27 protein-coding genes are annotated in these 26,682 nt (G+C 64.3%); 12 read left to right on the forward strand and 15 right to left on the reverse strand.

Annotation, left to right across the window (positions count from 1 at the left end; translation table 11 throughout):
* Positions 1-243: 243 nt before the first annotated feature.
* On the forward strand, positions 244-915 hold the full coding sequence (locus ACVW1C_RS10320) for a response regulator (protein ID WP_456758327.1): 672 nt from the start codon (positions 244-246) through the stop codon (positions 913-915).
* A complete protein-coding gene (locus tag ACVW1C_RS10325; protein ID WP_456763044.1) occupies positions 915-2,360 on the forward strand; it encodes a sensor histidine kinase in 1,446 nt (481 codons plus the stop codon). Before ACVW1C_RS10320 ends, ACVW1C_RS10325 begins: the two co-directional genes overlap by 1 nt.
* A 29-nt stretch (positions 2,361-2,389) precedes the next feature.
* Here the strand turns inward: ACVW1C_RS10325 and ACVW1C_RS10330 are convergent, their stop codons facing one another.
* Together ACVW1C_RS10330 and ACVW1C_RS10335 are read right to left on the reverse strand one after the other, a co-directional pair.
* On the reverse strand, positions 2,390-2,812 hold the full coding sequence (locus ACVW1C_RS10330; RefSeq protein WP_456725101.1) for a VOC family protein: 423 nt from the start codon (positions 2,810-2,812) through the stop codon (positions 2,390-2,392).
* Between the two features lie 120 nt (positions 2,813-2,932).
* Entirely contained in the window at positions 2,933-3,949 is a 1,017-nt protein-coding gene (locus tag ACVW1C_RS10335) for an alpha/beta hydrolase (protein WP_456758328.1), read from the reverse strand.
* 278 nt (positions 3,950-4,227) lie between these two features.
* On the opposite strand from ACVW1C_RS10335, the gene ACVW1C_RS10340 reads away from it, so the two are divergent.
* On the forward strand, positions 4,228-5,754 hold the full coding sequence (locus ACVW1C_RS10340) for an amidohydrolase family protein (RefSeq protein WP_456758329.1): 1,527 nt from the start codon (positions 4,228-4,230) through the stop codon (positions 5,752-5,754).
* Between the two features lie 69 nt (positions 5,755-5,823).
* Here the strand turns inward: ACVW1C_RS10340 and ACVW1C_RS10345 are convergent, their stop codons facing one another.
* A complete protein-coding gene (locus ACVW1C_RS10345; RefSeq protein WP_456758330.1) occupies positions 5,824-6,561 on the reverse strand; it encodes an enoyl-CoA hydratase/isomerase family protein in 738 nt (245 codons plus the stop codon).
* 53 nt (positions 6,562-6,614) lie between these two features.
* Entirely contained in the window at positions 6,615-7,136 is a 522-nt protein-coding gene (locus tag ACVW1C_RS10350; protein WP_456758331.1) for a cupin domain-containing protein, read from the reverse strand.
* Positions 7,137-7,275: 139 nt separating this feature from the next.
* Here ACVW1C_RS10350 and ACVW1C_RS10355 point away from each other — a divergent pair, with 139 nt between their 5' ends.
* Entirely contained in the window at positions 7,276-7,491 is a 216-nt protein-coding gene (locus ACVW1C_RS10355; protein ID WP_456758332.1) for a CsbD family protein, read from the forward strand.
* Between the two features lie 69 nt (positions 7,492-7,560).
* On the opposite strand, the gene ACVW1C_RS10360 is transcribed toward ACVW1C_RS10355, so the two are convergent.
* From ACVW1C_RS10360 to ggt, 3 genes are read right to left on the reverse strand one after another with little or no spacing between them, the layout of a single operon-like run.
* The gene (locus ACVW1C_RS10360) at positions 7,561-8,550 is read right to left on the reverse strand and encodes a D-2-hydroxyacid dehydrogenase family protein (RefSeq protein ID WP_456758333.1); all 990 of its coding nucleotides are present in this window, start codon (positions 8,548-8,550) and stop codon (positions 7,561-7,563) included.
* A gap of 45 nt (positions 8,551-8,595) precedes the next feature.
* Entirely contained in the window at positions 8,596-9,054 is a 459-nt protein-coding gene (locus tag ACVW1C_RS10365) for an FKBP-type peptidyl-prolyl cis-trans isomerase (protein ID WP_456758334.1), read from the reverse strand.
* 35 nt (positions 9,055-9,089) lie between these two features.
* Entirely contained in the window at positions 9,090-10,676 is a 1,587-nt protein-coding gene (gene ggt, locus ACVW1C_RS10370) for a gamma-glutamyltransferase (RefSeq protein WP_456758335.1), read from the reverse strand.
* Between the two features lie 183 nt (positions 10,677-10,859).
* On the opposite strand from ggt, the gene trhO reads away from it, so the two are divergent.
* Together trhO and ACVW1C_RS10380 are read left to right on the forward strand one after the other, a co-directional pair.
* The gene (gene trhO / locus ACVW1C_RS10375) at positions 10,860-11,612 is read left to right on the forward strand and encodes an oxygen-dependent tRNA uridine(34) hydroxylase TrhO (RefSeq protein WP_456758336.1); all 753 of its coding nucleotides are present in this window, start codon (positions 10,860-10,862) and stop codon (positions 11,610-11,612) included.
* Entirely contained in the window at positions 11,605-11,820 is a 216-nt protein-coding gene (locus tag ACVW1C_RS10380) for a SlyX family protein (RefSeq protein WP_456758337.1), read from the forward strand. The genes trhO and ACVW1C_RS10380 overlap by 8 nt, the downstream gene beginning before the upstream one ends.
* A 30-nt stretch (positions 11,821-11,850) precedes the next feature.
* Here ACVW1C_RS10380 and ACVW1C_RS10385 read toward each other — a convergent pair whose 3' ends face one another.
* Entirely contained in the window at positions 11,851-12,738 is an 888-nt protein-coding gene (locus tag ACVW1C_RS10385) for a LysR family transcriptional regulator (RefSeq protein ID WP_456758338.1), read from the reverse strand.
* A gap of 398 nt (positions 12,739-13,136) precedes the next feature.
* Here ACVW1C_RS10385 and ACVW1C_RS10390 point away from each other — a divergent pair, with 398 nt between their 5' ends.
* From ACVW1C_RS10390 to ACVW1C_RS10400, 3 genes are read left to right on the forward strand one after another with little or no spacing between them, the layout of a single operon-like run.
* Positions 13,137-13,550 carry a TadE/TadG family type IV pilus assembly protein gene (locus tag ACVW1C_RS10390; RefSeq protein WP_456758339.1) on the forward strand — a complete coding sequence of 138 codons (414 nt, stop codon included), beginning with the start codon at positions 13,137-13,139 and terminating at the stop codon, positions 13,548-13,550.
* 1 nt (position 13,551) lies between these two features.
* The gene (locus ACVW1C_RS10395) at positions 13,552-15,222 is read left to right on the forward strand and encodes a pilus assembly protein TadG-related protein (RefSeq protein ID WP_456758340.1); all 1,671 of its coding nucleotides are present in this window, start codon (positions 13,552-13,554) and stop codon (positions 15,220-15,222) included.
* Between the two features lie 56 nt (positions 15,223-15,278).
* Positions 15,279-15,569 carry a PilZ domain-containing protein gene (locus tag ACVW1C_RS10400; RefSeq protein ID WP_456758341.1) on the forward strand — a complete coding sequence of 97 codons (291 nt, stop codon included), beginning with the start codon at positions 15,279-15,281 and terminating at the stop codon, positions 15,567-15,569.
* Between the two features lie 224 nt (positions 15,570-15,793).
* Here the strand turns inward: ACVW1C_RS10400 and ACVW1C_RS10405 are convergent, their stop codons facing one another.
* A complete protein-coding gene (locus tag ACVW1C_RS10405; RefSeq protein ID WP_456758342.1) occupies positions 15,794-15,979 on the reverse strand; it encodes a hypothetical protein in 186 nt (61 codons plus the stop codon).
* A gap of 122 nt (positions 15,980-16,101) precedes the next feature.
* Here ACVW1C_RS10405 and hemE point away from each other — a divergent pair, with 122 nt between their 5' ends.
* Complete coding sequence (gene hemE / locus ACVW1C_RS10410; protein ID WP_456758343.1) at positions 16,102-17,148, forward strand: uroporphyrinogen decarboxylase; 1,047 nt, start codon at positions 16,102-16,104, stop codon at positions 17,146-17,148.
* 93 nt (positions 17,149-17,241) lie between these two features.
* Here the strand turns inward: hemE and ACVW1C_RS10415 are convergent, their stop codons facing one another.
* The 6 genes from ACVW1C_RS10415 to ACVW1C_RS10440 all read right to left on the reverse strand — a co-directional run bounded on the left by ACVW1C_RS10415 (position 17,242) and on the right by ACVW1C_RS10440 (position 23,301).
* Positions 17,242-18,561, reverse strand: coding sequence for an IS1182 family transposase (locus tag ACVW1C_RS10415; protein ID WP_456756648.1), 1,320 nt, complete (start codon positions 18,559-18,561; stop codon positions 17,242-17,244).
* 217 nt (positions 18,562-18,778) lie between these two features.
* Positions 18,779-20,410, reverse strand: a complete 1,632-nt coding sequence (locus ACVW1C_RS10420) for a GMC family oxidoreductase (protein ID WP_456758344.1) — start codon at positions 20,408-20,410, stop codon at positions 18,779-18,781.
* Between the two features lie 178 nt (positions 20,411-20,588).
* Positions 20,589-21,398, reverse strand: a complete 810-nt coding sequence (locus ACVW1C_RS10425; RefSeq protein WP_456758345.1) for a GntR family transcriptional regulator — start codon at positions 21,396-21,398, stop codon at positions 20,589-20,591.
* A gap of 127 nt (positions 21,399-21,525) precedes the next feature.
* Positions 21,526-21,855 (reverse strand): 2Fe-2S iron-sulfur cluster-binding protein, encoded by a 330-nt coding sequence (locus tag ACVW1C_RS10430; protein WP_229166071.1) that lies wholly within the window; start codon positions 21,853-21,855, stop codon positions 21,526-21,528.
* Positions 21,856-22,168: 313 nt separating this feature from the next.
* Positions 22,169-22,513 (reverse strand): 2Fe-2S iron-sulfur cluster-binding protein, encoded by a 345-nt coding sequence (locus tag ACVW1C_RS10435; RefSeq protein WP_092124472.1) that lies wholly within the window; start codon positions 22,511-22,513, stop codon positions 22,169-22,171.
* 20 nt (positions 22,514-22,533) lie between these two features.
* Positions 22,534-23,301: a TenA family transcriptional regulator gene (locus ACVW1C_RS10440; protein WP_456758346.1), complete on the reverse strand. Its 768-nt coding sequence runs from the start codon at positions 23,299-23,301 to the stop codon at positions 22,534-22,536.
* Between the two features lie 309 nt (positions 23,302-23,610).
* On the opposite strand from ACVW1C_RS10440, the gene ACVW1C_RS10445 reads away from it, so the two are divergent.
* Both ACVW1C_RS10445 and ACVW1C_RS10450 read left to right on the forward strand, forming a co-directional pair.
* Positions 23,611-25,152, forward strand: a complete 1,542-nt coding sequence (locus tag ACVW1C_RS10445) for a hypothetical protein (RefSeq protein WP_456758347.1) — start codon at positions 23,611-23,613, stop codon at positions 25,150-25,152.
* 10 nt (positions 25,153-25,162) lie between these two features.
* A complete protein-coding gene (locus tag ACVW1C_RS10450; protein WP_456758348.1) occupies positions 25,163-26,668 on the forward strand; it encodes an aldehyde dehydrogenase family protein in 1,506 nt (501 codons plus the stop codon).
* Positions 26,669-26,682: the final 14 nt, after the last annotated feature.

Raw genomic sequence — 26,682 nt, forward strand, 5'->3', positions numbered from 1 at the left:
CTGTCATGACGCTGATCGGCTCTGGAGCGCCGATGTGTGCGGCGTCCCTGATTGAGTCCTTCGGATGGCCCATCAGCGGTGGATCCGATCACCGCGGCCATTCGCGAATGGTCGATCGAGCCACCAGGGAAGGCCAATCACATCAACGCATTCGTGTGGACACCGCAGTTTTATTGCCGGCCGTAATCTTATTGTAATCCGTCCGTAATGGTAGAAGCCGTGGTTTATGCTTGGGAGAATGCGGTGCGAGTTCTGGTGGTGGAGGATGACCCTCAGCTTGGGCCATGGCTGCGAGATACCCTGGCTACGGCCTTCGGCGCATCCGACATGGTCACGACGCTTGAGGAGGGTCGCGCCGCAGTCGCCGTGCGAAGCTTTGAACTCGTGGTGATCGACCGTGGACTGCCGGATGGCGACGGTCTGGCCTTGCTGCGCGACCTGAAGCAGCAGAAGCCCAGCCCCGCGACGATCGTGCTGACGGCACTTGATGACCCCCTTGATATTGCTCGCGCCCTCGACGGTGGGGCGGACGACTACGTGGCCAAGCCATTCGAGCCGATCGAGCTGATTGCGCGAGCCAAGGCGGTGCTGCGCCGTCTGTTTCTGGATCGAGGGGCGGTCGTTCGCATCGGCAATCTGAGCTACGACGTCCTCAATCGCGAGGTCTGCGTCGATCACGCGCCCATTGTCGTCCCACGTCGTGAACTGGCGATTCTGGAAGCGATGGTCCGGCGCATTGGGCGCGTCGTGCTGCGGGAGACCCTTGAAGTTGCCGCTTACAGCTTTGACGACGAGATTCAATCAAACGCGATCGAGGCCCACGTTTCGCGGCTGCGCCGGCGCCTCCGCGCGGCCAACTGCAAGGTCGTCATCAAACCGGTCCGTGGCCTCGGATATCTGCTGAGTGGCGAATGATGATCTTGAAGTGGCAAAGGCTCAAGCGCGTCCATCGCTCGATCGCGGTGCTGTCCGCGACGCTGATAGGCGCCGTGACGACCATCATGCTGCTCTGCGCGGCAGCCTTGCTGATCCGATTTGGCGGCGACGATGACGGCACCTGGGCCGCCGCCGACGTCGCCGATGCATTGAAGGAAGCCGTCATCCGCAACGAGGCGGGGCAACTGGCTCTCAAACGGACCTCGAGGCTGGACGAGATCACGCGCAATTTTCCGACATTCTGGTATGTCGTGTCCGACAAGAGTGGAGAGGTCAGCTACGGCCCGATCCCGAAGTGGCGTCCGCAAAAGACACAGACGTCACGTGACGGGACGAGTTTCCTCGCCTACGCGTTCGACGGCGAAACCACGAATCTGAAGAAGATGGCGGCGGTCAGAAATACGCCTGTGGGCGAGGTCTGGATTGAAACCGGTGGCGTGGCCTATACGGCCGCGCAACTGACGACCGGAATGCTCACCGATGCGACGATTGTCGCGCTCCCCATCATCCTGGTCCTGGCGGCGACGGCGTTTACCGCGATGGTTTTCGTGCCGACGCTCATCGCGCGTCCCGTCCGGGCCGTCGCGGCGGCCGCCGAGATGATCGATGGGGTTTCGGATGGCCGCCGATTGCCGGAACAAGATGCACCAGCCGAGCTCTTGCCCCTCGTCGCGGCTTTCAATCGCGCGCTATCGCGAATAGACGTCGCGTCGAAATCGCAACGAAATTTCCTGTCGAACGCGGCACACGAACTTCGTACGCCCTTGACCAATGCGCGCACCATACTCGAGCAGGTCGAGGACGCTCCGTTGCGCGCCAGGCTGATAGCCGAGAACCAGAAGCTGTCGTCGATCGTCACCATGCTGCTCCAGCTCGCGCGCATCTCCGCGGAACCTGCCGAACTGATCGAGATGGATCTTGCGGCGCTCGCGCGCAGGGTTGCGGCCGAACACGTGCCGATGGCGTTGAAGAACGGAAGCGATATCGAGTTCACCGAGCCTCGTCACCCGGTCTGGGTGCGTGGCTCGGAAACCGCGATCGCCGTCGCGCTCTCGAACCTGATCCGAAACGCCGTGACGCACGGCAGCGCCGGTGGCTCCGTCCTCATCGAGGTCGGAGCACCAGCGCGGTTGAGCGTGATTGACTACGGATCGGGACTCCAACTCGGTCAGCCCGAGCTGCTGCTGGAGCCCTTCAAGCGCGGCAACACCTGCACGGAAGGAACAGGATTGGGGCTTTCGATCGTCTCCCAGGTGATGACCACCCACGGCGGCACCGTTTCCCTCTGCGAGACGCCTGGAGGCGGCACCACGGTCGAACTGAACTTTCCGGTCCCAGGCTGCCGGCAAGCCGACCAGTCTACAGGCAGAAAAGCCGCCCAGGCCATGACCGAAGCCCGGCCGGACGGCATTTCCGCAGTCTGAGGTGCTGTCTTAATGCATCGTGCGGCGGCTCAGGCGGTGGCCGCCGCGGCCTGCGCCTTCGTTGCGGCCTCGAGGTCCATCCACATCACTTCCCAGATGTGCCCATCGGGATCCTCGAAGCTGCGCCCGTACATAAAGCCGAAATCCTGCTTCGGCGACGGATCGGCCGTGCCGCCCGCGCCCTTCGCCTTGGTCACGTAGCCGTCGACCGCGTCGCGGTTGTCGGCGGAGAGACAAACCAACACTTCGCTCGTGGTCTTGGCGTCGGCGATCTTCTTCGACGTGAACTGCCGGAACTTGTCGTGGGTCAGCAGCATGACGAAAATGGTGTCGGAGATCACCATGCAGGAGGCGGTCTCGTCGGAGAATTGCGGATTCTTCGTCGCGCCGATCGCCTCATAGAAGGCGGTGGCATGGGCAAGGTTGCTGACCGGCAGGTTGACGAAGATCATTTTGGGATTGGCCACGCGAAGAACTCCTGTTGGCGGGGTTGTGCCCCGAGGACGAACCACATAGCCGGATCCCGACATCGCCGCGCAGATTTTTCTTGCGGCGTCCTGCCGCAGGCTGCTTCAGGTCACGATCGGCGTCGGCATGGTCAGAAATGCCCGTGTCACATGCCAGAACAGCTCACGATTGATGGCCAGCGCCACCGAATGGGCGGTGCCGGGCAGGATGATGAACTGCCGGTCGCCATTCGGCAGCTCGTTGAAGAACTCCTCGAGATCGGGGACGGCCGCGATACCGTCATACTCGCCGCGGACCAGCAGCACCGGCGCCAGCACCTTCTCCGGATGCACCACCGGCAGATTGGCGGTCATGTCGAGATAGGTGCCGGTCGGGATCTGGTCGCCGAACTGCATCTCGACATCGGCCAACACTTCCACCACCGCGGGGTCCGACGTGCCCGGCCTGTCGCGGGTCGCGATCGAGCGGATCATGTCGCGGTCGCGCGTGCGCATATTGTGGCTGCGGTAGTAGGCGAGTTGCTCGGCGCGCTTTGCCAGTGTCGGCGAGCCCTCGCCCTTGTAGGTGAAGGCGGCGAACACCAGCCGGTCGATGCGCTCGGGCGCGGCCATCGCGAAGGCACCCGCCCGCAGCGCGCCAGAGGATTCCCCGATGAAGTGATATCGCCGCTCGCCGGTCTCGCGCGCGATCACCTCGACCGCGGCCTTCAGATCCTCGACGCCGCTCGCGATATCCGCATTGCCCGAGGTGCGGCCCGACTTGCCGTAATTCTCGTGATCCATGGTCCAGCAATCGAAGCCGTAGCGCGCAAAGACGTTGAGCAGCGAATACTCGCCCTTGCCCGGCACCGTGAGGTCGAACACCCTCGACGTCACCGATGAGCCGTGGACGAAGAACACCACGGGCCGCGCCGGCTCGCCCGGTTTCGGCGCGCCGATCCGCTTGCGGAACATCCACAGCGGGATGTCACCCTTCTTCGCCCAGTATTCGTTGCTCCATATTTCTCCCTCAGCAGGAACTGCAGTCGCGGCCTGCGCCGGCGCTGCGCCGAGCACACCGGCTGCCGTCGCAACGCCGATGCCCTTGATGATGGTGCGCCGCGAATGATCTGCTGGCGTCATGGTTGGCCTCCCCTCGGAACAACGGGGCTTCGTTCGCCCCCCGGACTGCACGATGCTAGCATTCACAACCGTCATTGCGAGCGCAAGCGAAGCAATCCATGGCGCCGCTTGCGGGAGCATGGATTGCTTCGTCGCTTACGCTCCGCGCAACGACAGCGGAGTTGATGCACGATTTTGTGAACGCGGTTTCCGGCGATCGGCGCGGACGACGGACGGACTTGGTCATAGTCTCAGCCGCGGTCCGACCGGAAATATCCGGCGAGATGCGGGAGCGAAGAATGAGCAGCAATCTCACCGACGAAGAACTTGCCGCCTTGATGCCCTCCGAACTGTGCCAGTACCAGACGCCGATTCCGACCCAGATCGTCTCCAGCGACGAGTTCTATCCCGATCCGCAGAACGAACGGCAGCGCGAGGTCGAGGCGCGTCTGCTGGCGATGGCCGACGATCTCGGCGGCAAGCAGGGCCTCGATCGCCGCCGGTTCTTCCAGACCGCAGCCGGCATGGCCGCTTCCTTTGTCGCGATGAACCAGGTCTATGGCCCGCTGTTCGACGTGACGCCGGCCGAGGCGGCAACGCCGGCGATTGCGCAAGAGCGCGCCGACGGATTGAAAGACCAGTTCATCATGGACATGCACACGCATTTCCTGCGCGACGACACCCGCATCATGGGCTTCGTGGAAATGCGCAAGGCGGTCGGCAAGGCCGGCTGGAACAAGGAACTCAATGATCACGAGCAGACCATCGAGGATCTGAAATTCAACAACTACAAGAAGGAGATGTTTCTCGATTCCGACACCAAGATCGCGCTGATCTCCTCGGCGCCGTCGGATATCGAGCAGGACTGGTTCCTGACCAACGAGCAGATGGCCGATGCGCGCAAGAAGATCAACGACGAGGCCGGCTCGCGCCGCGTGTTCTGTCACGCGATCTTCACGCCCGGGCAGCCCGGCTGGCTCGACAAGCTCGATGCTGCGCTGGCCTTGAGGCCGCAATCCTGCAAGGGCTACACGATCGGCGACAACACCCACAAGGAGATCAGCCGCTATCCGTGGCGGCTGGACGACGAGAAGGTCGCCTACAAGGGCTATGAGAAGATGGTGAAGGCGGGCATCAAGAATGTCTGCGTGCACAAGGGACTGTTTCCACCCGGGATCGAGAAGCAGTATCCGAATTTGCGCGGCTTCGCCGACGTTACCGATGTCGGCCAGGCGGCCAAGGACTGGCCGCAGCTCAACTTCGTGATCTATCACTCGGCCTATCGCCATGTCGGGGGCGATCCCAAGGTCGCGCTGGCCGAGTTCGAGCGCACCGGCCGGATCGCCTGGACCTCCGACCTCGCCGACATCCCGGCGCAATACGGCGTCAACAATGTCTACGGCGATGTCGGGCAATTGTTCGCGACCACGCTGGTCGCCGAGCCCAATGTCTGCGCCGCGCTGATGGGCACCCTGATCAAGGGCCTTGGCGTCGACCACGTCTGCTGGGGCACCGACGCGCTGTGGACCGGCGCGCCGCAATGGCAGATCGAGGGCCTGCGGCGGCTGGAAATCCCCGAATTGATGCAGAAGAAGTTCGGCTACACGCCGCTCGGGCCCGCCGATGGACCGGTGAAGACGGCGATCTTCGGCGACAACAATGCGAGGCTTTACAACATCCAGCCGAAGCGCGCGATGCTCGACATCAAGGGCGACCGCTTCGCGATGATGAAGGCGCAGTATGAGAAGGCAGGCGTGGAGCCGTCGCATACGCGCTACGGCTATGTGGTGCCGAACGGGCCGATCGATCACCGGGTGTTTGCGTAGGCGCCCTACCCGTCATTCCCGGGCTCGCGAAGCGAGAGCCCGGAATGACGAGGAAACAGGCGCACCAACCTACCTCCCCGTGAACCTCGGCGTCCGCTTCTCGCTGAATGCCTTGACGCCTTCCTTGAGATCGTCGCTGTCTCGCACTTCGTCGAGCAGCCGCCGCACGTCGGCGACGGTTTCCAGCGGCCCCTTCGGCACGGCTTCACGGGCGAGCTTCTTCAGGGCGCGAACCACCAGCGGCGCATTGGCCGCGATCTTGCCGGCCATCTGCTGTGCCATCACGACATGCTGGCCCTTCGGCGCGACCTTGTTGACGAAACCGATCTGGAAGGCGCGTTCCGCCGACATCTCCTCGCCGATCAGCAGAAACTCCATCGCGATCTTGTGCGGCATCCGCGCCATCACCGATGAGACGCCGCCCGCGGTGGTGCCGATCTTTCCCTCGGGGTAGATGAAGCGCGTCGTCTCCGACGCCACACACAAATCGGCCATCTGAACCAGCACGAAGGCGCCACCCACGACCCAGCCGGATGTCGCGGCAATCACCGGCTTGTCCAGTTCGACGCCGAGGCCGGGCACGGCGTGCCACATGTTGGCGGGAAGATCACCAACATCGGCGCCGACTGAGAAGTACTTTTCCTCCGCCGAAGCCAGCACCGCGACACGATCGTCGCTGTCGCGAAACCGCAGCCAGGCGTCACGCAGCTCGGTACACAACGCGTTGTTGAGCGCGTTGTGCTTATCGCTGCGTGCCATCGTGATGGTCGCGACGTGGTCGGCGCTCTCGTAACGAACGAGCGTCATGCTGGCCTCCCTGCTTTTGTTGTTATTGTCTTCGTCGCGGCTGCGCGGCGACGTTATTTCTTCTCGTCGGGATGCCGGTGCACCGGATCGACCCAGAGCACGTTCTCCGGCTTCTCGACCGGCTCGATGTCGAGATTGATCGCGACCGCCTCGCCGTCGGAACGCACCAGCACGCATTCCAGCACCTCGTCGTGACTGGCGTTGATCTCCTGATGCGGCACGTAGGGCGGCACGAAGATGAAATCGCCCGGACCGGCTTCTGCGGTGAACTGCAGCTTCTCGCCCCAGCGCATCCGCGCCTTGCCCTTCACGACATAGATGATGCTTTCGAGATGACCGTGATGATGCGCGCCGGTCTTGGCGTCCGGCTTGATGCTGACGGTGCCTGCCCACAATTTCTGCGCGCCGACCCGGGCGAAGTTGATCGCGGCCTTGCGGTCCATGCCGGCGGTCGACGGCACGTTGGGATCGAGCTGATTGCCGGGAATCACGCGGACGCCGTCGTGCTTCCAGCGCTCGTCGTCGTGATGGTGATCATCGTGGTCGGAATGGGTGTGATCGTGGGAACCGCTCATCGTTCTTGCTTTCGTTGGTCAAGTTTTCGTGCGTGGAACGCTACCGAAAAGCTGACGCGCAGGCGAGCAGAAAATCGGAACTATTGATCGCGCCCCCGCGTTGCCCTTCCGAAGATTGAACACACCGCAGGAGAACATCATGAGCAGCACCACCGACAAGATCAAGGGCACCGCCAACGAAGCCATCGGCAAGGCCAAGCAGAAAATCGGCGAGGCCACGGGGTCCGAGGAAATGCGGGGCGAAGGCGCGATTCAGGAGGCCAAGGGCAAGGGCCAGAAGGCTGTCGGCGACGTCAAGGACGCCACCAAGGACGCAGTCAACCGCGCGGCCAACGTGGCGAACAAGAACCTCTGATCGTCCGATTGTTGATTGAAGGAAAAGACCGACCCGATGGGCCGGTCTTTTCCGTGGCTGAAGGCACCGTCAGCTACGCGGGCGCGGCTTCGCGAGCACGTCCGGATTGACGACATTGGTCGGCGTACCCGCATTGTAGGCGACGATCTGATCGAAAATGTCGGTGAACTGAATCTCGTATTCGTCGCGCGAGACGTAGCCGAGATGCGGCGTGCAGACCACATTGTCCATGTTGAGCAGCGGGTCGGCGGTGTCGCGCAGCGGCTCCTTCTCGTAGACATCGACCGCGGCCATGCCGGGCCGGCCGGCGCGCAGCGCGTCGACCAGCGCACCGGGCTCGATCAGCGGCGCGCGGCTGGTGTTGACGATCAGCGCGGTGTCTTTCATTCGCGCGAGGTCTTCCGCCTTGACGATGCCGCGCGTTGCGTCGACCAGCCGCATATGGAGCGACAGCACATCGCAGCGGGCAAAGAAATCGGCCTTGCTGGCGGCGGTCTCATAGCCATCGGCGCGCGCCTTCGCCAGCGCCGCCTCGCGCGCCCAGACCAGCACGTTCATGCCGAACGCTTTGCCATAGCCAGCGACCACGGCGCCGATGCGGCCATAGCCGTAGATGCCGAGCGTCTTGCCGCGCAGCGTATGTCCGACGCCGATCTGCCACTTCCCCGCCTTCAGCGCCGCCATCTGCTGCGGGATCGCCCGCATTGCGGCGAGGATCAGGCCCCAGGTGAACTCGGCGGTGGCATAGGACGGCGTATCGGCGTGCTGGCCCGACGACACGATGATGCCGAGCCGCGTGCAGGTGTCGATGTCGATGTGCGGATAGACGCTGCGCTGGCTGATCAGCTTCAAGTTCGGCAGCCGCTCGAGCAGCGGGGTGCGGATCTGGGTGCGTTCGCGGATCAGCACCAGGGCGTCCGTGTCACGCAGCCGTTCGGCGAGCGCATCGACGTCCTGGACATGATCGTTCCAGATCGTGACGTCGTAGCCGTCGAGCTTGCCGAAGCAATCGAGCGTGCGCAGCGTGTCGAAATAATCGTCGAGGATCGAAATCTTCATCGCTGCGCCCTCTTGTGGTGGGCCGGTTACTTCACGGCCATCCGGTTATTTTACGCCAAGCAGTTCGACGTCGAACATCAGCGTGGCATTCGGCGGGATCACCCCACCGGCGCCGCGCGCGCCATAGCCGAGGTTCGGCGGGATGATCAGCGTGCGCTTGCCGCCGACCTTCATGGTGGCGACACCCTCCTCCCAGCCCTTGATCACGTGGCCCTGGCCGATCGGAAACTCAAACGGCTCGTTGCGGTCGACCGAGGAGTCGAACTTCTTGCCCTTCTGGCCGTTTTCGTAGAGCCAGCCGGTGTAGTGCATGACGCAGGTCTGGCCGGTCTTCGGCGAGGCGCCGGTGCCGACCTTGCTGTCGATGATCTGAAGGCCTGAAGCTGTGGTCATGGGCTTTCCTACGGTTTGCGCCATTGCCGTCCTGCCGGCAACGGACGTGGAGACTGCCGCCGCAAGGCCGGCGAACGCAGTCGTGATGATCGTGCGTCGTGAAGATTGCATCCCGGACGTCCTTCCTTGATTGATATTGATCCCGATCAGTAGCCGAGCGCGCAGCCGTCCTTGCGCGGATCGGAGCCACCGGTCAGCGTGCCCTTGTCCCAATCGATCCAGATCCCCTGGCCGCCGCCGAGCGGCGCGACCACGCTGGTGGTCTTGTGGCCGATCTTCTTCAGGCCTTCGACGATCTCCGCCGGCACGCTGTCCTCGAGCTGGTAGACGCCCTCGTAATGCAGGCCGCGCGGCATGTCGATCGCCTCCTGAATGTCGCAGCCATAGTCGAGCATGTTGGTCAGCACGCGGGTCTGGCCGACCGGCTGATACTGCCCGCCCATCACGCCATACGGCATCACCGCGCGGCCGTTCCTGGTGGCCAGCGCCGGGATGATGGTGTGCAGCGGACGCTTGCCCGGCGCGATGCAGTTCGGATGGCCGGGCTGGATGCGGAAGCCGCCGGCGCGGTTCTGCAGCAGGACGCCGGTCTTGTTGGAGACGATCGCCGAGCCGAACGAATGCGCGATCGAGTTGATGAAGGAGCAGACGTTGCGGTCCTTGTCGACCACCGTGATGTAGACGGTCGAGGGATTCATCGGCGGCGCCACGTTCGGCAGCTCGAGCAGCCGGTCCATCCGGATATTCTTGATGTGCTCGTCGGCGAATTCGCGGGCGAGGATGCCGGCAACGTCGACATGCACGTGCTGGGGATCGCCGATATGCTGCTCGCGCATCATGTAGGCGATGCGTGCCGCCTCGGCCTCGAGGTGGAAGCGCTCGATGCTGAGCGGCTTGAACTTGGTCAGGTCGAAGCGCGACAGGATGTTGAGCATGACCAGCATGGTGATGCCGGGGCCGTTCGGCGGGCACTGCCAGACGTCATAGCCCTTGTACATCGTGCCGATCGGCGAGGTCGTCTCGGTCGAATGCGCCGCAAAGTCCTCCAGCGTATGCAGGCCGCCGATACCGCGCAGCGTGTCGACCATGTCGGCGGCGATCTCGCCGCTATAGAAGGCGTCGCGGCCCTTTTGCGCGATGGCGCGCAACGTCTTGCCGAGCTCGGGCTGGCGGATCACGTCGCCGGCGACCGCAGGCTTGCCATGCGGCAGCAGGTAGCGCTCGGTGTTGGTGCCGTTCTTCAGCTTCTCGAAGCCGTTCTTCCAGTCGAAGGCGACGCGCGGAGCGACGACATAGCCCTCCTCGGCAGCCCTGATCGCGGGCTGCAGTAGCCGGTCGAAGCCGAACTTGCCGTGATCCCGGAGGATCACGTCCCAGGCGTCGATCGCGCCGGGAATGCTGACGGCATGCGCTGAGGTCAGCGGCACCGAATGGATATTGCGCTCGAGATACCACTCGGCGGTGGCCGCCATCGGCGCCCGGCCGCTGCCATTATAGGCCGTGATCTTGCCCTCGCCCTTCGGCTGGATCAGCGCAAAGCAGTCGCCGCCGATGCCGGTCGATTGCGGCTCGATGACGCCCAGCAGCGCGCAGGCCGCAACCGCAGCATCGGCAGCGGTGCCGCCCGCGCGCATCACCTCGATGGCCGCCAGCGCCGCCTCCGGATGCGACGTTGCAACCATCGCGTTCTGGGCGTGGACCGTGGAACGGCCGGCGAAGTGGAAGTTCCTCATAACGGAGAGCTCGCTTGATCGTGAGGGTCTGATGCCGCTGCGGCGGGTGGATGCCAAGGGGATACGAAGTACATGGCACATTCGTCCCCGGCAGGGCAATGCATGGTATGCCAGAGGAATTATCCCGATAATGCATGGCTTTGCGGGGTTTCGCCGCTCTGGCTGGCCTGATAAACCCCGGCCATGCCCCTCAAGGTCGCCGCCTTCTACCAGTTCGCCGCGATGCCCGGCTTCCGCGCATTGCGCGAGCCGCTGCGCGCGCTCTGCACCGGGCTTGATCTCAAGGGCAGCGTGCTGCTCGCTCATGAGGGCATCAACGGCACCATCGCCGGCAGCGACGAGGCCATCGATGGCTTCGTCGCGGAGCTCAGGCACGGGCCGCTGTTCGGTGGCCGCCTCGACAATCTCGAGCTGAAATTCTCCGAAGCCGCGCAGATGCCGTTCCAGCGACTCAAGGTGCGGCTGAAGAAGGAAATCGTGACGCTCGGCGACACCACCGTCGATCCGACGCGGCAGGTCGGCACCTATGTCGATGCCGCCGACTGGAACGAGCTCATCGCCTCGCCCGACATCATGGTGCTCGACACCCGCAACGCGTTCGAGGTCGCGATGGGCAGTTTCGAAGGTGCGGTCGATCCCAGGATGGCGAGCTTCGGACAATTCAAGGAATTTGCCGCGCGGCACCTCGATCCCGCGAAGCACCGCAGGATTGCAATGTTCTGCACCGGCGGCATCCGCTGCGAGAAGGCGAGCGCCTATCTGCTCGCGCAAGGCTTCAGCGAGGTCTATCACCTCAAAGGCGGCATCCTGAAATATCTCGAGCAAACGCCGCCGCAGGACAGCCGCTGGCGCGGCGACTGCTTTGTGTTCGACGAACGGGTCGCGCTCGGCCACGGCCTGCGCGAGCGTGGGCACGAGGACGCCGTGCATGAATGACGCGGCCAAGCTGAGCGAACGGATCGATGCGCTGGAGGTCCGCCTGACCTACCAGGATGAAGCCATCGAGACGCTGAACCAGACCATCACGGCACAATGGAAGCAGATCGACGCGCTGACGCGCCAGCTCGCCCAGTTGCGCGACCGGCTTCAGGAAGCCGAACGCCAGGCGCCGGGCCCCGCCAACGAGCGCCCACCGCACTACTGATCGGTACCGCCGGAGCCCGGCGGCGCCGGATTACATGTTGCTCACCTGACGCATCGGCTTCGCGCCGCTGAAGAACAGGCTGGACAACCGCTGCACCATCGCCGTCGCGCGGCTTCCCTCGAGGCCCGGACGAACGCACAACAACCGCTTCTGCAGCGGGAGCTCCGGCAGATAATAGTCCTTCGCCGAAATCAGCGAGGACGGGATCATCCGCTCGGGGCACGCCGTCAGGCCGTATCCGGCCCGCGCAGCTTCGAGTCGCAGCTGATGGTTCGGGCTCCTGAACACGATCTTGTACGAGATGCTGTGCTTGGTGAGAGTCCGGATCATCCAGTCGTCACCCGGCCACGCCAGGATCGGGATCGGGGCGCCCGGCCGCAGAACAAAATCGCGTGACCGTACCCAAACCGAGCGCTCTTCGGCCTCGGCGGCGATCGTCACCTCGTGTTCGTTCTCCAGCGAAGGGTTGCTGTAGACGAAGGCAATGTCGATGTAGCCGTCGATCAATCCTCTGATGACGATCGGCGACATGTCGGCGTGAACCAGCACGTCGGCGAGTACGTCGGCCGGATGCAGCTTGAGGAATTCCTCGGCGAGCATCGTGCTTATTCCGAGCCGCAACGGCTGCGGTCCTTCGTGATTGCCGCCGAGCCGAAGCAGTTGGTCGTTCGCTTCGAGGATTCGCCTTGCCTGCTGCACGGCTACCTTGCCGAGCTCCGTCGTCGTGGTGCCGTTCGCCGTTCTGACGAAGAGCGCGCCGCCGACCAGGCTCTGCAGTCGCTTGACCTGCGAACTGATCGCCGGCTGACTGAGGCCGAGACGCTCCCCGGCCTTCGATAAACTTCCGGTCTCTGCAATCGCAACGACGGTGCGAACAATCTCTGTAGGAATATTCAAATGCTGACGTGGTCTGTGCATCGCGAGCCCTCCAATCTCAGCGCGGGACGCAATTACGATCTCCATAGTATGTGATTAAGCTATACTAACATTTGGTTGCACTTTCGTTTAGTTTCAATTTGCTGCGATGCTATCGTAATTGCAGGCCTTATGTATTGTTACGTGCATTGCCCCGTAGTGCTACGGTGTCGGACGACTGCATCTGCACGCGCAAGCAACACCTCGACACCATCGGACCTCGGATTTCTGCGGACACGGCATCAAAAATTCTGATCGCCCCATAACGTGTCGTCCACCCAATAAATTTGAACGCCGCCATTTGTCTGAATTGACGTCACTGATTCGCGGAAGCGTTTTCATAGTTTTCCTTAATCAAAGCCTCGCAACGTGGCGCCCTGGATTGCGTTTCGAGGTGTGCCATGACCAGGTTCTTTCGTTGTCGAAGCGGCGCTTCTGCTGTCGAATTTGCGCTGATGCTGCCGCTGTTTCTTGCCTTTATTTTCGGCATCATTGTATTCGGTTCGTATCTCGCGATGGTGCATGGCGTCCAGCAACTCGCCGCCGAGGCGGCGCGCTCGTCGATTGCCGGAATGACCGACACAGAACGCAACAGCCTCGCAACGAGCTACGTCACCGCCAACGCATCGACCTATCCGCTGCTCGTAGCCAGCAATCTCACCGTCAATGCCGCACCGTCGCCTTCGAACGCCAACGTTTACGTCGTGACGGTCAACTACAACGCGGCCGGCAACTTCATCTACAAGCTGCCCTTCGTTCCCGCTCCGGCGAGCACCATCGTCCGCTCCGCGGCGATCCAGTACGGGGGATTCTAGCATGAGCGGCATCCTCATGCTGATGCGGCGTTTCGGCGCCGACGAACGAGGAAACTTCGCGATGATCTCGGCCGGCCTGATGACGCTCCTGATCGGGTGCGCCGGGCTTGCCATCGATCTCGGCACGATCTTCGCCGACCGGCGCAAGACCCAGAGCACCGCCGACCTTGCCGCAATCGTCGCTGCCGCCAATTTGAGCAATCCGGTCAACGCCGCCTCCGCGACGGTGACGCAGAACAACTATCCGGCCAGCGCGCTGGTCAAGGTCGAGACCGGGACCTACACCGCAAACAGCGCCGTCGCGCCGCAGGCCCGTTTCGTGAGCCCGGCGGTCGGCATTCCGAACGCCGCGCGCGTCACGTTGACGACCAAGACCCCGCTCTACTTCGCGCGCTATCTGACCGGCGCGAGCAGCTTCAACATCACGACGACCGCCACCGCGACATCGACCGAAATGGCCTCGTTCGAGATCGGCTCGCGGCTGCTGTCGGTCAATGGCGGCGTGCTCAACGCGCTGCTCGGCTCGATGCTCGGCACCACGCTGTCGCTCTCGGTGATGGACTACAATTCGCTGATCAGCGCCAAGATCGACGCCCTGGACTTCCTGTCGGCGCTGGCAACCCGGGTCAACCTCACCGGCGTCACATATAGCGACCTCCTGAGCAGCAATTTCAAGGTCGGCGATATCATGGCGGCCGCGCTGACCACACAGCAGATCACCAACGGCGCGGGCGCGGCGACGACCGCTCTGTCGACGATCTCCCAGGCCGTCACCGGCTCCTCAACCAAGATCTCGCCGGGCACCTTGATCGATCTCGGTCCCTTCGCCAACCTGACGGTGGGCCAGAAACCGAAGGTCGGCGCCAGCGTTTCGGTCTTCGACCTCGTCAACACGGTGGCGCAGATCGCCAACGGCAGCCATCAGATCGCAACCTCGGTCAATCTCGGGCTGCCCGGCATCGCCAACGTGTCCGTGATCGCGACGGTCGGCGAGCGCCCGGTCGGCTCGAGCTGGATCGCGATGGGCACCCAGGGCGTGAGCGTCCACACCGCGCAGACCAGGATCCTGGCGACCATCAATGTGCTCGGCTCCGGCAGCGTTTCCGCGATCAACCTCCCGGTCTATGTCGAGGTCGCCTCCGGCACCGCGACGCTCAACGCGGTGTCCTGCGGCCATCCGAACATCAACACCTCGCAGGTCACGATCGGCGTGACGCCGGGGATCGTCGACGCCTGGATCGGCAACGTCACGGTTGCCGACATGACCAACTTCACGACCAAGCCCAATGCGCCGCCGGCGCTGCTGGTCAATCTTGGCCTCATCACCGTCACCGGCCTCGCCCATGTCGGCATGGGCAACACCACGCCGACCAACGTCAATTTCAGCTACAGCGACATCCAGTCGGGGACGAAGAAGACGGTGACGACCACCAACTTCCTCACCTCGCTCACATCAAGTCTGCTGGGCGACCTCTCGCTCACCATCAATGTCGGCCCGCTCGGGCTTCCGATCCCGGGCTTGGGCGCGCTGGTCATGAGCATCCTCAACGCCGTGACGAGTTCGATCGATCAGGTGCTGGCATCCCTGCTCTCGGCGCTCGGCGTCGGGCTCGGCCAAGTCGACGTCTGGGTGCTCGGCATTCGCTGCGACGGCGCGGTGCTGGTGAACTAGGGGGTTCTCCGGGGAAACGATCGCGAGCGGGCGTCACATCGGGGTAGGAGACTGGCGTGAGTACAACAATAAAAAGGTACAAGATCGACAGCCAGCGAACCGTCCTGATGAAGCGCGGAACGATCCTGTTCCGCAACACCAGCATCGGATGTCTTGTGCTCAACATCTCGACCGGCGGCGCAGGGCTGGCCGCGCAAAGCGATGTCGCAATTCCGTTCGCCTTCGATCTCAAGATCGAGAGCGAACCGATCCGGCGGCACTGCATTCTGGCCTGGCGCCTGGAGCGCCGGCTCGGCGTGACCTTCGAATTTGACCGGGTGCAGCGCCCCGAAGGCGGTCCGGTCTAGCCGGTCCAGAGCATCACGATAGGCGGGCGGTCTCGCGCATCGAGGCCGCCGGCGAACGTGTCACGCATGCAGCGTCAGCCACGGTATCGCGGCGATTCCTGCCGCGACGATTGCGCTCCACGCCACGGGCGCGGTGCCCTTCGAACCACCGCGCCGCGGTAAGCCGTTCCTCGCACGGCTGAACTCATTTCGCATCGTGGTTAGCGATCGCCGGGATATTCCAGCTAATTGTCCCGATCGCCGTCGTGCTTCGACGGCGCGGGCTGCGTGGCACTGACCGGATCGGAGGCCGGGAAGGTATCCTCCAGTCCCTCCTTCAACCGGGAGCGTGCCTTGCGGTCGGCAGCCCGTGCCTCGTGAGGCTTCTCGGCGTGTTTGTCGTGCGCGGCAGGATCGAATTTCTCGGCCATGTCGTCCCTCCATTCCGGGGGGACAACGCCCCTGCACAAACCAGGGTTCCAGAACCGCCTTGGCCCATTGCGCCTCAGCGTGTATCACGGGCCAAATTTTGACCTTGATCAGGAACTTTCGTGTGCCCCAGGATCCCACCACAAAGCCGCTCATCGACCTCCTGTCGGGCCACCGGCAGGCCGTGCCGCCGCTCTGGATGATGCGGCAGGCCGGCCGCTATCTGCCGGAATACCGCGAGCTGCGCGCCAAGGCCGGCGGCTTCCTCGATCTCTGCTTCACGCCCGAATTCGCAACCGAGATCACGCTGCAGCCGATCCGCAGGTTCAACTTCGACGCCGCGATCATCTTCTCCGACATCCTGGTGATCCCCTACGCGCTCGGCCGTTCGGTGCGCTTCGAGGCCGGCGAAGGGCCGCGGCTCGATCCGCTGGCCACGCCCGGCGAGATCGCGACGCTGGCTACCGAGGCCAATTTCGACAAGCTCGAGCCGGTCTTTGAAGCGCTGCGCCGCGTCCGGCGCGAGCTTGCGCCGAACATTACGCTGATCGGCTTCTGCGGCGCGCCATGGACGGTTGCGACCTACATGGTGGCCGGACAGGGCACGCCGGACCAGGCGCCGGCGCGGATGCTCGCCTATCGCCATCCGGACGCCCTCGCCAAGATCATCGACGTCCTGGTGGAGAACTCGATCCACTACCTCGTCGGGCAGCTCAAGGCCGGCGCTGACTGCCTGCAGATCTTCGACACCTGGGCCGGCGTGCTGCCGCCACGCGAGTTCGCCCGCTGGTCGATCGAGCCGACCAGGCGCATCGTTGCCGGGGTGCGCAAGCAGGTCCCCGGTGCCCGGATCATCGGCTTTCCGCGCGGCGCGGCGGGCATGCTGCCGGCCTATGTCGAGCAAACCGGCGTCGATGCCGTCTCGATCGACTGGGCCGCCGAGCCGTCGATGATCCGCGAGCGCGTGCAGAGCCGCGTCGCCGTGCAGGGCAATCTCGATCCGCTGGCCCTGATTGCCGGCGGCGCCGCGCTCGACCGCGCGGTGGACGATGTGCTGGAGAATTTCGGCAGCGGCCGGCTGATCTTCAATCTCGGCCACGGCATCCTGCCGGAGACACCGATCGCCCATGTCGAGCAGATGGTCGCACGGGTGCGCGCGTATAACGGCTAACGCCCTGTAGCCCACTCCATCACCGTCACCCTGACAGCTTGTGAATCTTTTTGTTTCGCCAATTTCTGGTGTGTTGGCGGGATAGCCGAAGCTTCAGATTTGATGGCCTTGCAGGATGTTGTTGGCGAGTGCGTACCAGAGCACGACAGCGCGGACCTTTTCGATGCCGCGCACGGTCAGTTGCCGCAGGTTCCAGTTTCGCCAGCGGGCATGGATGCATTCGCAGATCGAGCGAAGCTTGTACTGAGCCTTGCCGGCCTCGCTAGCCATCCGAGCCCGCCAAGCCAGGACACCCGGGCCATCCCCGCGCCGCGGCAGGGAGGGATCGGTGCCGTGCTTGGATTGTGTCGGTGGACAGAAGACCTCAACTCCCTGGCTGTGCGCCCATTCGATGTCGTGGGCGCTGCTAAAGCCGCCGTCGACGAGATGGCGCCCCGGAAGACGACCAATCCGCACGCGCGTCCGCTCGAGCATCGGCCGCATGAGGCCGCGGTCTGAGCCGGCATTGGTGATCTCGAACCCGACGACGATCTGCTCTCCGGCCACGCTTGCCACTTGCAAATTGTACCCCGGGCGGAAGCCGCCATCGGCCATCTTCATGACGCGCGCCTGTGGGTCCGTGGTGGAGGCGCGCGGCTCCTTGGGCGTCTTGCCGTTGTTGCGCTCTTCCGCGCGCGCTTGACGCTGGCGCTTGATCTCCTCAAGCGCTGCCTGTGCCGCCTTCAGCCGCTGCGCGCGCTCACGTGCTGCGCGCTCCTTGGCCGCCTTGATGCGCTGGTTGCTCGCGTCGGAGCGCGCATCGACCTCTCGCTTGAGTTCCTCCACGACCCCCTGCGCCACCCCCAGATGCCGGTCGAGGGTTGCCTGGCGCCGGAACGAGGCTGCTCCGGCGCTCGCCCGAATCCGCACGCCATCCTGCGCCAGCGTGTCGAGATCGACTAAGCCGACTTCGGCCAGCGCCGCCAGATGTTCTGCCAGCAGCCGGTCGAGCAAATCGGCATATCCGACCCGGAAGTCCGCCAGCGAGTGATAATTCACCGACACCCCGCCGCACAGCCAGCGATAGACATCGTGGCTCTCGCACAGCCGCTCCAGAGCCCGGGCACTCCCCACCCCCTCGCTGGTCGCATAGAGCCACAGCGCCAACAAAAGTCGCGGCGAGGTCGCCGGATGACCAGGCCTGTGGCCCCGGGCCTTGATCCGATCCTCAAGCTCGCTCAGGTCGAGACCTTCGACATAGGACCAGATCACCCGCGCCGGATGACCCTCCCCAATGAGGCTCTCGATATCGACCGCTCGCAGCTCAACTTGATCGCGCTTCGGTTCGCGCAGCCGCGGCGAGCCCAACGGCGCCCCATCAGTTTGCGGCTTCGACCGCTCAGGCAGTTCTCCGAACAGCTTGTCCCCGGCCATCTTCCATCCCCCGCAACTCGCTCCGTGCAGAGAATCACATCCCGACCGAACCGGCTACATCGGCAGTCTAAAACAGGAAAAATTCACACGCTCTGAGGAGCGCGCCTTGCGCGCCTCTCGAAGGGTCGACGGCCCCGCTTTCTCCGCACGAATAAAGCGGGGCCGTGCATCCTTCGAGACGCCGCTTCGCGGCTCCTCAGGATGACGGGTCGAGATGTTACCTTGCATCCTCCAAAATCATGTCCGAGGCCTTCTCCGCGATCATGATCGTCGGCGCGTTGGTATTGCCCGACATCAGGTCCGGCATCACGGACGCATCGACCACGCGCAGGCCCTCGACACCGCGCACCTTGAGCCGCTGGTCGACGACCGCGAGCGCATCGTTGCCCATCCGGCAGGTCGAGGTCGGATGATAGACCGTGCTGCCGGTGCGGCGGCAGAAATCGAGCAAATCGTCGTCGCTCACCACCTTGGCGCCGGGATCGACTTCCCCGACCGAGTATGACTTGAGCGCCGGCGCGGCCAGGATCTTGCGCAGGATGCGGATGCCGTCGATGAAGGCGCGGCGATCGGTCTCGGTCGCCAGATAGTTGATGCGGATTTCCGGCGGCACGCTCGGGTCCGCGCTCCGGATCTTCAGCGAGCCGCGGCTCTCCGGGCGCAGCTGGCAGACCGAAGCCGTGAAGCCCGAGAACGGATGCAGCTTCTCGCCCATCTTGTCGGTGGAGAACGGCAGGAAGTGGATCTGGATGTCAGGCGATGCCAGCCGCGGACTGGTCTTGAAGAATGCCCCCGACGTGCCGGCCGCAATGGTCAACGGCCCCTTGCGCAACGCCGCGTAGCGCAGGCCGGCCATGACGCGGCGCACCGGATTGTTGATGACGTCGTTCAGCGTGACGCTCTGGGCGCAGCGCGTGACGATGCGCACCTGCATGTGATCCTGCAGGTCGTTACCGACGCCGGGCGCATCGAGCAGAACCTCGATGCCATGCTGCCGCAGCAGATCGGCGGGGCCGACGCCGGAGAGCTGCAGCAATTGCGGCGAGTTGTACGCGCCGCTCGACACCAGCACCTCCTTGCGCGCCTTGGCCGTGCGCAACTGCCCGTTCTGCTTGTACGCGACGCCGCTCGCGCGCTTGCCATCGAACAGGACGCGCTGCGCCAGCGCCGACGTCTCGACATGCAGATTGCCGCGCGTCAGCGCCGGCCGCAGATAGGACCGCGCCGTGCTGGCGCGCCGGCCGCGCCGCGTCGTGGTCTGGAAGAAGCCCGCGCCTTCCTGGGTCGCGCCGTTGAAATCCGGATTGGTCGGGATGCCGACCTCGGCCGCGGCATGCACGAAAGCTTCCGACAGCGGATCGTGGTGCCGCCAGTCCGACACCGGCAGCGGGCCGCCCGCGCCGTGATATTTGTCGCCGCCGCGCTGCTGATCCTCCGCCTTCCTGAAATAGGGCAACACGTCGTCATAGCCCCAGCCGGCATTGCCGCGCTGCCGCCAGCGATCATAATCCTCGTGTTGGCCGCGCACATAGAGCAGGCCGTTGATCGAGCTGGAGCCGCCGAGCACCTTGCCGCGCGGCTGGAACACCTGCCGCCCGTTCAGGCCGGGCTCAGGCTCGGTCTGGTACATCCAGTTGACGGATTTTTCCTTGAACAGCTTGCCGTAGCCGAGCGGGACATGGATCCAGATGTTGGTGTCCTTCGGGCCGGCCTCGAGCAGCAGCACCGAATGCTTGCCGTCGGCGCTCAGGCGGTTGGCGAGCACGCAGCCGGCCGAGCCGGCGCCGACGATGACGTAATCAAATTCGGTGACGTCGTTCGGCGACGCGCCATCCTTGTTGTTGTTCATTGGTTTCCCCCGGCCATGCGGCGCGGCCGGCAGGGTTGCTCCCCTGCCCAGCATTGGGAAGAGACGTAGCGAGCGTGGCAGATACGGTCAAGAAAGTTAGCTGGCGATCCGGAGCGGTACCACCGGACCTTTCACCGCGGGATCGGCGGGCCGTAAGCCATCAACGCGACGGGCGCGTTCAGCTCTCCGCTTTGCGCCGTCGCGTACCGGCGCGCTGCTGGTTCCGGCGCGGCGGCTTGGCCGTCGTTTGATCCGTGCGGGAGCCGGACGGCAGGCCGTATTTCGCCGACGCCGCCTCCAGCGAGGTCTCCTCATCGGGCACATGGAGGCTCGAGAGAAAATCCGCACCGGCGCGCATCACGTGCTCGGCGGCAAGCGTCGCGGCGGCGCGCTCGTCGCCGGCGATGATGGCGCGCAGGATCGCGGCGTGCTCATCCCAGGTCCGCGCCTGGCGCACCGGATCGGTGGGTGAGAACAGCATCGCCGTGCGTTCGCGCAGCCGCTTCAGCAGATCGGCGAGCACGCGGTTGCGGCCGGCCTCCGCCAGTTCATGATGGAATTGCTGGTTGAGATCCGACAACAGGTCGTAGCGCCGTCCCGTGACCGCCTCGTTGCCCTGCTTCAACACCGCCGCGATCCGCTTGATGATGCTCTCTTCGCGGCGCCGCGCAGCCAGGCGCGCGTTTTGTCCCTCGAGCAGCGCGCGGACTTCGACGGTCTCGCGCGCTTCCTCGTCGCTCATCGTGATGACGGAGGCACCGCGCCGCGCGGTCACCTCGACGAGCCCCTCCGACTCCAGCACGCGGATCGCCTCGCGCACGGGATTGCGGGAAACACCGAGTTCATCGGCGAGCCGGCCCTCGACCAGCCGCTCGCCGGGCTTCAGCCGCCGGCTCAGGATCGCCTGCCGTAGCTCCTCGATCACCCTGCCGTGGAGGGAGAGGTAGTCGTCGCCGAGACGTTTGGAGCTTCCGAGCTTGCCTGCCATGAACCGACCTGTCCGGCCGCGCTTCGCTCAATGCATGGACACCGGAGGTCCAACGAGCTGCCAGAGTCCTGGCCGAATGACCGCTGTTGCGTATTTAGACCGCCGGCTGCATGCCATCAAGCCGCGCTCATTCGCCGTCAACAGCTACAGGTCGAGCCGGCGGCACTGCGGCTTTCGGCACCCACGACACGCTCACGCTGCCGGTGAGAAAGGTCTGGCACGCCATCCGATAGCCGGCGGCGAACTGCGCGTCGGTGAGGTGCTTTCGTTCCTTCGGCTTGATCGCATCGGTGTTCTCGATGCCTTTCTCGATCAGGCATTTGCAGGTTCCACACAGGCCGCCACCGCACTTGAACGGAATGCCGCCCTGCTCGCGCAGCGAGACGCGCAGCAGATTGCTGTTCTCCGCCGCGGTGACGGTTTTCCCGCCATTGGTCAGAAACGTGACTTCGATCATCCCGCCATCCGCTCAACGCTTGCGCAGCTTGGTGTCCATGTGCCCGAATGTGATGAGGTGCTCGAGTTCGTGCAGCGCCCGCTCGGGCGTCTCGAACTTTTCGAGGAATTTCGAGGCGCACCTCGTTCACGATCGGCGGCGACCAGGCCTCGTCGATCACCCGGACCTTGGTCTCCTCGACCAGCTCGGCAATCACGAACGTCGCCTTCCTGATCCCGTAGAACAGGTAGTCATAAGCCGCGAGCGGCCGCAGGCCGTCAGCGATCTCGGTGCGAAACTGCCCCGGCTTGCTCGTCAGTATCACATACATCGGTCATGTCCTCCCAACCGCGGCGCCGGCCGGCGCGACGACGTCGACCAGCGGGGCTGCCTCCTGCGACAGTTCAACGTCATGCGTGAGCCAGAGCTGGCAGGCGAGGCGATAACCCTGCTCGATCCTGGCACCGAGGCGCTTCTTTTCCTTCCAGTTCGGCTCCGGCAAGTGCTCGCCCCCCTTGATGATCAGCGACGCGCACTTCCCGCACTTCCCCATCCCGCAGCCATAAAGGAAGTTGGGGTAGGGAAACTGGCGGATGCCGGCGCGGACGACGAGATTGGTGTTCTCCTTGACCTCGCCGACAAAGGTCTCGCCATTGCGGTGAAAGATGACGTTGGGCATCGCGCCGCTGCTCCCCGCGCTCAGGCCTGTAACAGCACGCGTTCCTCAGCGGAGGCGCCGCTGGCAAGATCGAGCTCCGCCAGCGGAATGTCGCTTGCGACATAGTCATGGTACAGCGCGGTCGTGTAGAGCAGCCGCATCTGTGCGCCGATCTCGCAGATCTTGAGACAGCGCTGCTGCAGCTCGACCGTATTGGCGTGCTCGAGCACGATCTGGTAGCCACGCTCGCCGTGAATCTCGTCCGACACGATGTGAAGGTCGAAGAACTCGACTTCCTCGTCGGTGAACTTGTACTTCTCGCGCAGGGTCGGCGTCTGCTTGCGATAGATCGAGGGCACCTGCGACTCCAGACCGACCACGAGGCCGGCCACAGCGACGATCGGATCCTCGCGCATCGCGACCGCATAACACCAGCTCTGCAGCCCGCGCGTCGTCGGCGTCATGTTGTCGGGGTTCTTGATGCGCGCCGCGGTCGTGCCGCAGGCCTCCGCGAAGCGGATCAGCAGATCGGTGTGACGGTCGCCCCCGATCTCCTCCTCATACATATTGGCGAGCAGGAAGTCCTTGGCTTCCTGGTACTGCTCCGGCATCCGCGCATAGATGTAGCCGAGGTAGTCGGCGAACGGACCGACATAGTGGTAGTGGTTCTCGGCCCAGCGCGCGAGATGCGCGCGGCTGAGCTTGCCGCTCGCCCAGGCGACGCTGAACGGAGCCTTGTTGGCGCTCTTTCCCTTGATGGCATTTTCGAGGGCCGCTCGAAATTCCACGTGATCCATCAGCTTTTGCATCGTGGCGCTCCTGTGCCGTGAAGAAATGGCCGTCCGGCCACGGACCATCGGTCCGATTTTGGTTGGCTATTTCGGTATACTGTATACTATTTTTGCGCCTGTCAACACCGAGGGCCGGGTTCCCCGCCCTCCATCCCACCCGACGCCAACCGCATTGAACCGCCGATAATTTGTGCTTTCTGTGCACAAATATGCGGTCGAAGATGTTCCCATCCTTCTACGACGCACGGATCGCCAGCCCGCAATTTGCGCTTGCCATAGCGGAATACAGTATACATTATTCGCGACATTAGAGGGGAAGCAACAACCATGCAGCACGCTCCGATCGTTGCCGCGCACTGGGTCTATTTGCTCGGCGTCGCCGTCATCGTTCTCACCATGATCTGGCGCGCCAACGTCGTGGTGCCGTCGGTGATCGCGACACTCCTGGTCGCGCTTGCCTGGACGCACAGCCCGGTCGCGGCGCTTGCCAGCGTCTTCAACGCGAGCTTCACCGCCGCCAAGGAGCTGTTCAACATCTTCCTGGTGATCGCGTTGATGACGGCGCTGCTGAACGCACTCAAGGTGCTGCGCTCGGACATTCGCATGGTCGAGCCGTTCCGCGCCATTATGAAGAGCGGACACACCGCCTACTTCGTGCTTGCCGCCATCACCTATGTGATCTCGCTGTTCTTCTGGCCGACGCCGGCAGTGCCGCTGGTCTCCGCGGTGCTGCTGCCCGCGGCGATTGCGGCCGGCCTGTCGCCGCTCGGCGGTGCCATTGCAATCGCGATCGCCGGACAAGGCATGGCGCTGTCGTCGGACTACGTGATCGGCGTCGCGCCGGGGATCAGTGCCAAGGCGGCCGGCGCCGCGGTCAGCGCCGCCACCGTCGCGGACCGCGCGCTGGTGCTGTCCCTCATCACGGGCGGCATCGCGTTGACGCTCGCCTATCTTTCGATCCGCAAGTCGATCACCAAGGCCGACGAGCGGCTGCTGGAGCGCTGGCAGGCGCAGTCCAGCAACGGCGAATTGGCACGGCTGGAGCAGGAAGGCAGCTTCGACAAGGCGGAGATCGCCCGCGGCACCGCCGACGGCCAGCGGCCGCTCGCGACCCAGGCGCAGATCGACAAGGAACTCGCCGGGGTGCCGACGCGCCGCGAAGGCTGGTCGAAATTCTTTGCGGTTGCGACCCCGCTCGCCTTTCTCTGCGTCATCGCGGTGATGGTGCTGGCCAAGCTTGGCATCGGCCACGACCTCAAGGGCGGCGACGCTGCCGCACTGGTCGGCGGCGTCGCCGCGATCCTGATGATCTGCGCATCCTTCATCACCGATGACCTGCGCAAATTCCTCGACACCAGCGCCGACCACGTCACCGAAGGCTTCGTCTTCGCGTTCAAGGCGATGGGCTCCGTGCTGCCGATCGCGGGATTCTTCTTTCTCGGCGCCGAGCCGGGCCTGTCTGCGCCGATCCTCGGGGTGCCCGCGGCCCAGGCGCCGAGCCTCCTGTTCGAACTGATCCAGACCGCTCAGGCCTGGATCCCCGGCAACGAGATTTTCGTCGCCTTCGGCATCCTGATCGCCGGCATGATCACCGGCATCGACGGCTCGGGCTTTGCCGGCTTGCCGCTGACCGGCTCACTGTCAGGCGCGCTGGCACCGTCGGTCGGAATGGAGCCCGCAACGCTCGCCGCGATCGGCCAGATGGGCGCGGTGTGGACCGGCGGCGGCACCCTGGTGGCCTGGTCGTCGCTGATCGCAGTGGCCGGCTTCGCGCGCGTCCCCGTGTTCCAGATCGTGCGGACGGCGATGATCCCCGTATTGACCGGGCTCGCGGTGTCGACCGTCTGCGCGGTGCTGATCTGGCATTGAGGAGAATCCTGTGACGATAGCTGAAACGACGATACGCAACGCGCACCCTTCCGCGGAGGGCAGCGCAGGGATCGAGGAATTTCCGAACCTGATCGCCGGCGAGCGGATCGCAAGCGCGTCCGGCCGACTGTTCGTGAACATCAATCCCGCCGACACCAGCGACCTGGTCGGACGCTTCCAGGAATCGACCGCCGCCGATGCGCAAGCAGCCGTCAATGCCGCGGCCGCCGCGTTCGAAGGCTGGAGGCGGACGCCGATCTCCAAACGCGCCGCCATCCTGAACCGGGCCGCCGATCATCTCGAGGCGCACGCAGATCGCATCGCGCGGGAGATGACGCGGGAAATGGGCAAATCGCTCGGCCTCGCCCGCGACGAGGCGCTGCGCTCGGCGCAGACCCTGCGGTTCTATGCCGTGGAGGGACAATCGCTCACCGGCGAGGTGTTTCCGAACGACGATACAGACATGACGGTCTATACATTGCGCGAGCCGCTCGGCGTCGTGTCGGTGATCACGCCCTGGAATTTTCCGATTTCCATCCCGGCGCGCAAGATCGCGCCGGCCCTCGTCACCGGCAACACGGTGGTGTTCAAGCCGTCGTCCGATGCGCCGCTCAGCGGCTATCGCCTGGCGGAGGCGCTGATTGCGGCGGGCCTGCCGCACGGCGCCCTCAACTTCATCACCGGCAAGGCCGGCGAGATCGGGCCTGCGATCACCGAGCCGCCGGTCATTCGCGCGATTTCCTTTACCGGGTCGACGTCCGCCGGTGAACAGATTTGCCGCGCGGTCAGCTTCACGACCCGCACGCAGATGGAGCTCGGCGGCAAGAATCCGCTGATCGTCATGGACGACGCCGACCTTGATCTGGCGGTCGATTTGACTGTCAAAGGCGGCCTGTCGCTGGCCGGCCAGGCCTGTACCGGCACCAGCCGCGTCCTGGTCATGAAGCAGGTGCGAGCCGAGTTCACCGCACGGCTGCTCGCCAAGGTGAAGGCGATCAAGATCGGCAGCGGCCTCGCCGGCGGAATGGAGATGGGGCCGCTCGCAACAGCCAGGCAGCTCGAAACCGTGCTGCGCTATGTCGCGATCGGGAAGAAGGAAGCGACGCACCTCCATGGCGGCGACCGGCTCACCGGTGCCGCCTATGACGGCGGCTACTTCGTCTCACCCGCGATTTTCACCGATGTGACCCAGGACATGACGATCGCACGCGAGGAAATCTTCGGCCCGGTCATCGCGATCATCGAGGTCGACAGCTATGCTGACGCGATCGCCAAGGCCAATGCCAGCGAGTACGGCCTGTCGGCCGCGATCGTGACGCGCAACCCGCGCGCGATGCATGATTTCGCCAATGACATCCAGTCCGGAACGGTCAAGATCAACCGCACCACGACGGGCAATTTGATCAACGCGCCGTTCGGCGGATTGAAGCGGTCGAGCACCTCGACCTTCCGCGAGTCCGGCCGCACCGGCCTCGAATTCTACACCCAGATCAAGACGGTCTACCGCGGCACCTGAGCCGCGGTCGACGA

It is taken from the genome of Bradyrhizobium sp. USDA 4011, assembly GCF_054063415.1.

What these genes read in the sequence shown, in the direction of transcription:
- ACVW1C_RS10325 (WP_456763044.1), top strand. Translation starts at nt 915, where the DNA reads ATGATCTTGAAGTGGCAAAGGCTCAAGCGCGTCCATCGCTCGATCGCG.
- ACVW1C_RS10330 (WP_456725101.1), bottom strand. Translation starts at nt 2,812, where the DNA reads ATGATCTTCGTCAACCTGCCGGTCAGCAACCTTGCCCATGCCACCGCC.
- ACVW1C_RS10335 (WP_456758328.1), bottom strand. Translation starts at nt 3,949, where the DNA reads ATGACGCCAGCAGATCATTCGCGGCGCACCATCATCAAGGGCATCGGC.
- ACVW1C_RS10340 (WP_456758329.1), top strand. Translation starts at nt 4,228, where the DNA reads ATGAGCAGCAATCTCACCGACGAAGAACTTGCCGCCTTGATGCCCTCC.
- ACVW1C_RS10345 (WP_456758330.1), bottom strand. Translation starts at nt 6,561, where the DNA reads ATGACGCTCGTTCGTTACGAGAGCGCCGACCACGTCGCGACCATCACG.
- ACVW1C_RS10350 (WP_456758331.1), bottom strand. Translation starts at nt 7,136, where the DNA reads ATGAGCGGTTCCCACGATCACACCCATTCCGACCACGATGATCACCAT.
- ACVW1C_RS10355 (WP_456758332.1), top strand. Translation starts at nt 7,276, where the DNA reads ATGAGCAGCACCACCGACAAGATCAAGGGCACCGCCAACGAAGCCATC.
- ACVW1C_RS10360 (WP_456758333.1), bottom strand. Translation starts at nt 8,550, where the DNA reads ATGAAGATTTCGATCCTCGACGATTATTTCGACACGCTGCGCACGCTC.
- ACVW1C_RS10365 (WP_456758334.1), bottom strand. Translation starts at nt 9,054, where the DNA reads ATGCAATCTTCACGACGCACGATCATCACGACTGCGTTCGCCGGCCTT.
- ggt (WP_456758335.1), bottom strand. Translation starts at nt 10,676, where the DNA reads ATGAGGAACTTCCACTTCGCCGGCCGTTCCACGGTCCACGCCCAGAAC.
- trhO (WP_456758336.1), top strand. Translation starts at nt 10,860, where the DNA reads ATGCCCCTCAAGGTCGCCGCCTTCTACCAGTTCGCCGCGATGCCCGGC.
- ACVW1C_RS10380 (WP_456758337.1), top strand. Translation starts at nt 11,605, where the DNA reads ATGAATGACGCGGCCAAGCTGAGCGAACGGATCGATGCGCTGGAGGTC.
- ACVW1C_RS10385 (WP_456758338.1), bottom strand. Translation starts at nt 12,738, where the DNA reads ATGCACAGACCACGTCAGCATTTGAATATTCCTACAGAGATTGTTCGC.
- ACVW1C_RS10390 (WP_456758339.1), top strand. Translation starts at nt 13,137, where the DNA reads ATGACCAGGTTCTTTCGTTGTCGAAGCGGCGCTTCTGCTGTCGAATTT.
- ACVW1C_RS10395 (WP_456758340.1), top strand. Translation starts at nt 13,552, where the DNA reads ATGAGCGGCATCCTCATGCTGATGCGGCGTTTCGGCGCCGACGAACGA.
- ACVW1C_RS10405 (WP_456758342.1), bottom strand. Translation starts at nt 15,979, where the DNA reads ATGGCCGAGAAATTCGATCCTGCCGCGCACGACAAACACGCCGAGAAG.
- ACVW1C_RS10415 (WP_456756648.1), bottom strand. Translation starts at nt 18,561, where the DNA reads ATGGCCGGGGACAAGCTGTTCGGAGAACTGCCTGAGCGGTCGAAGCCG.
- ACVW1C_RS10420 (WP_456758344.1), bottom strand. Translation starts at nt 20,410, where the DNA reads ATGAACAACAACAAGGATGGCGCGTCGCCGAACGACGTCACCGAATTT.
- ACVW1C_RS10425 (WP_456758345.1), bottom strand. Translation starts at nt 21,398, where the DNA reads ATGGCAGGCAAGCTCGGAAGCTCCAAACGTCTCGGCGACGACTACCTC.
- ACVW1C_RS10430 (WP_229166071.1), bottom strand. Translation starts at nt 21,855, where the DNA reads ATGATCGAAGTCACGTTTCTGACCAATGGCGGGAAAACCGTCACCGCG.
- ACVW1C_RS10435 (WP_092124472.1), bottom strand. Translation starts at nt 22,513, where the DNA reads ATGCCCAACGTCATCTTTCACCGCAATGGCGAGACCTTTGTCGGCGAG.
- ACVW1C_RS10440 (WP_456758346.1), bottom strand. Translation starts at nt 23,301, where the DNA reads ATGCAAAAGCTGATGGATCACGTGGAATTTCGAGCGGCCCTCGAAAAT.
- ACVW1C_RS10445 (WP_456758347.1), top strand. Translation starts at nt 23,611, where the DNA reads ATGCAGCACGCTCCGATCGTTGCCGCGCACTGGGTCTATTTGCTCGGC.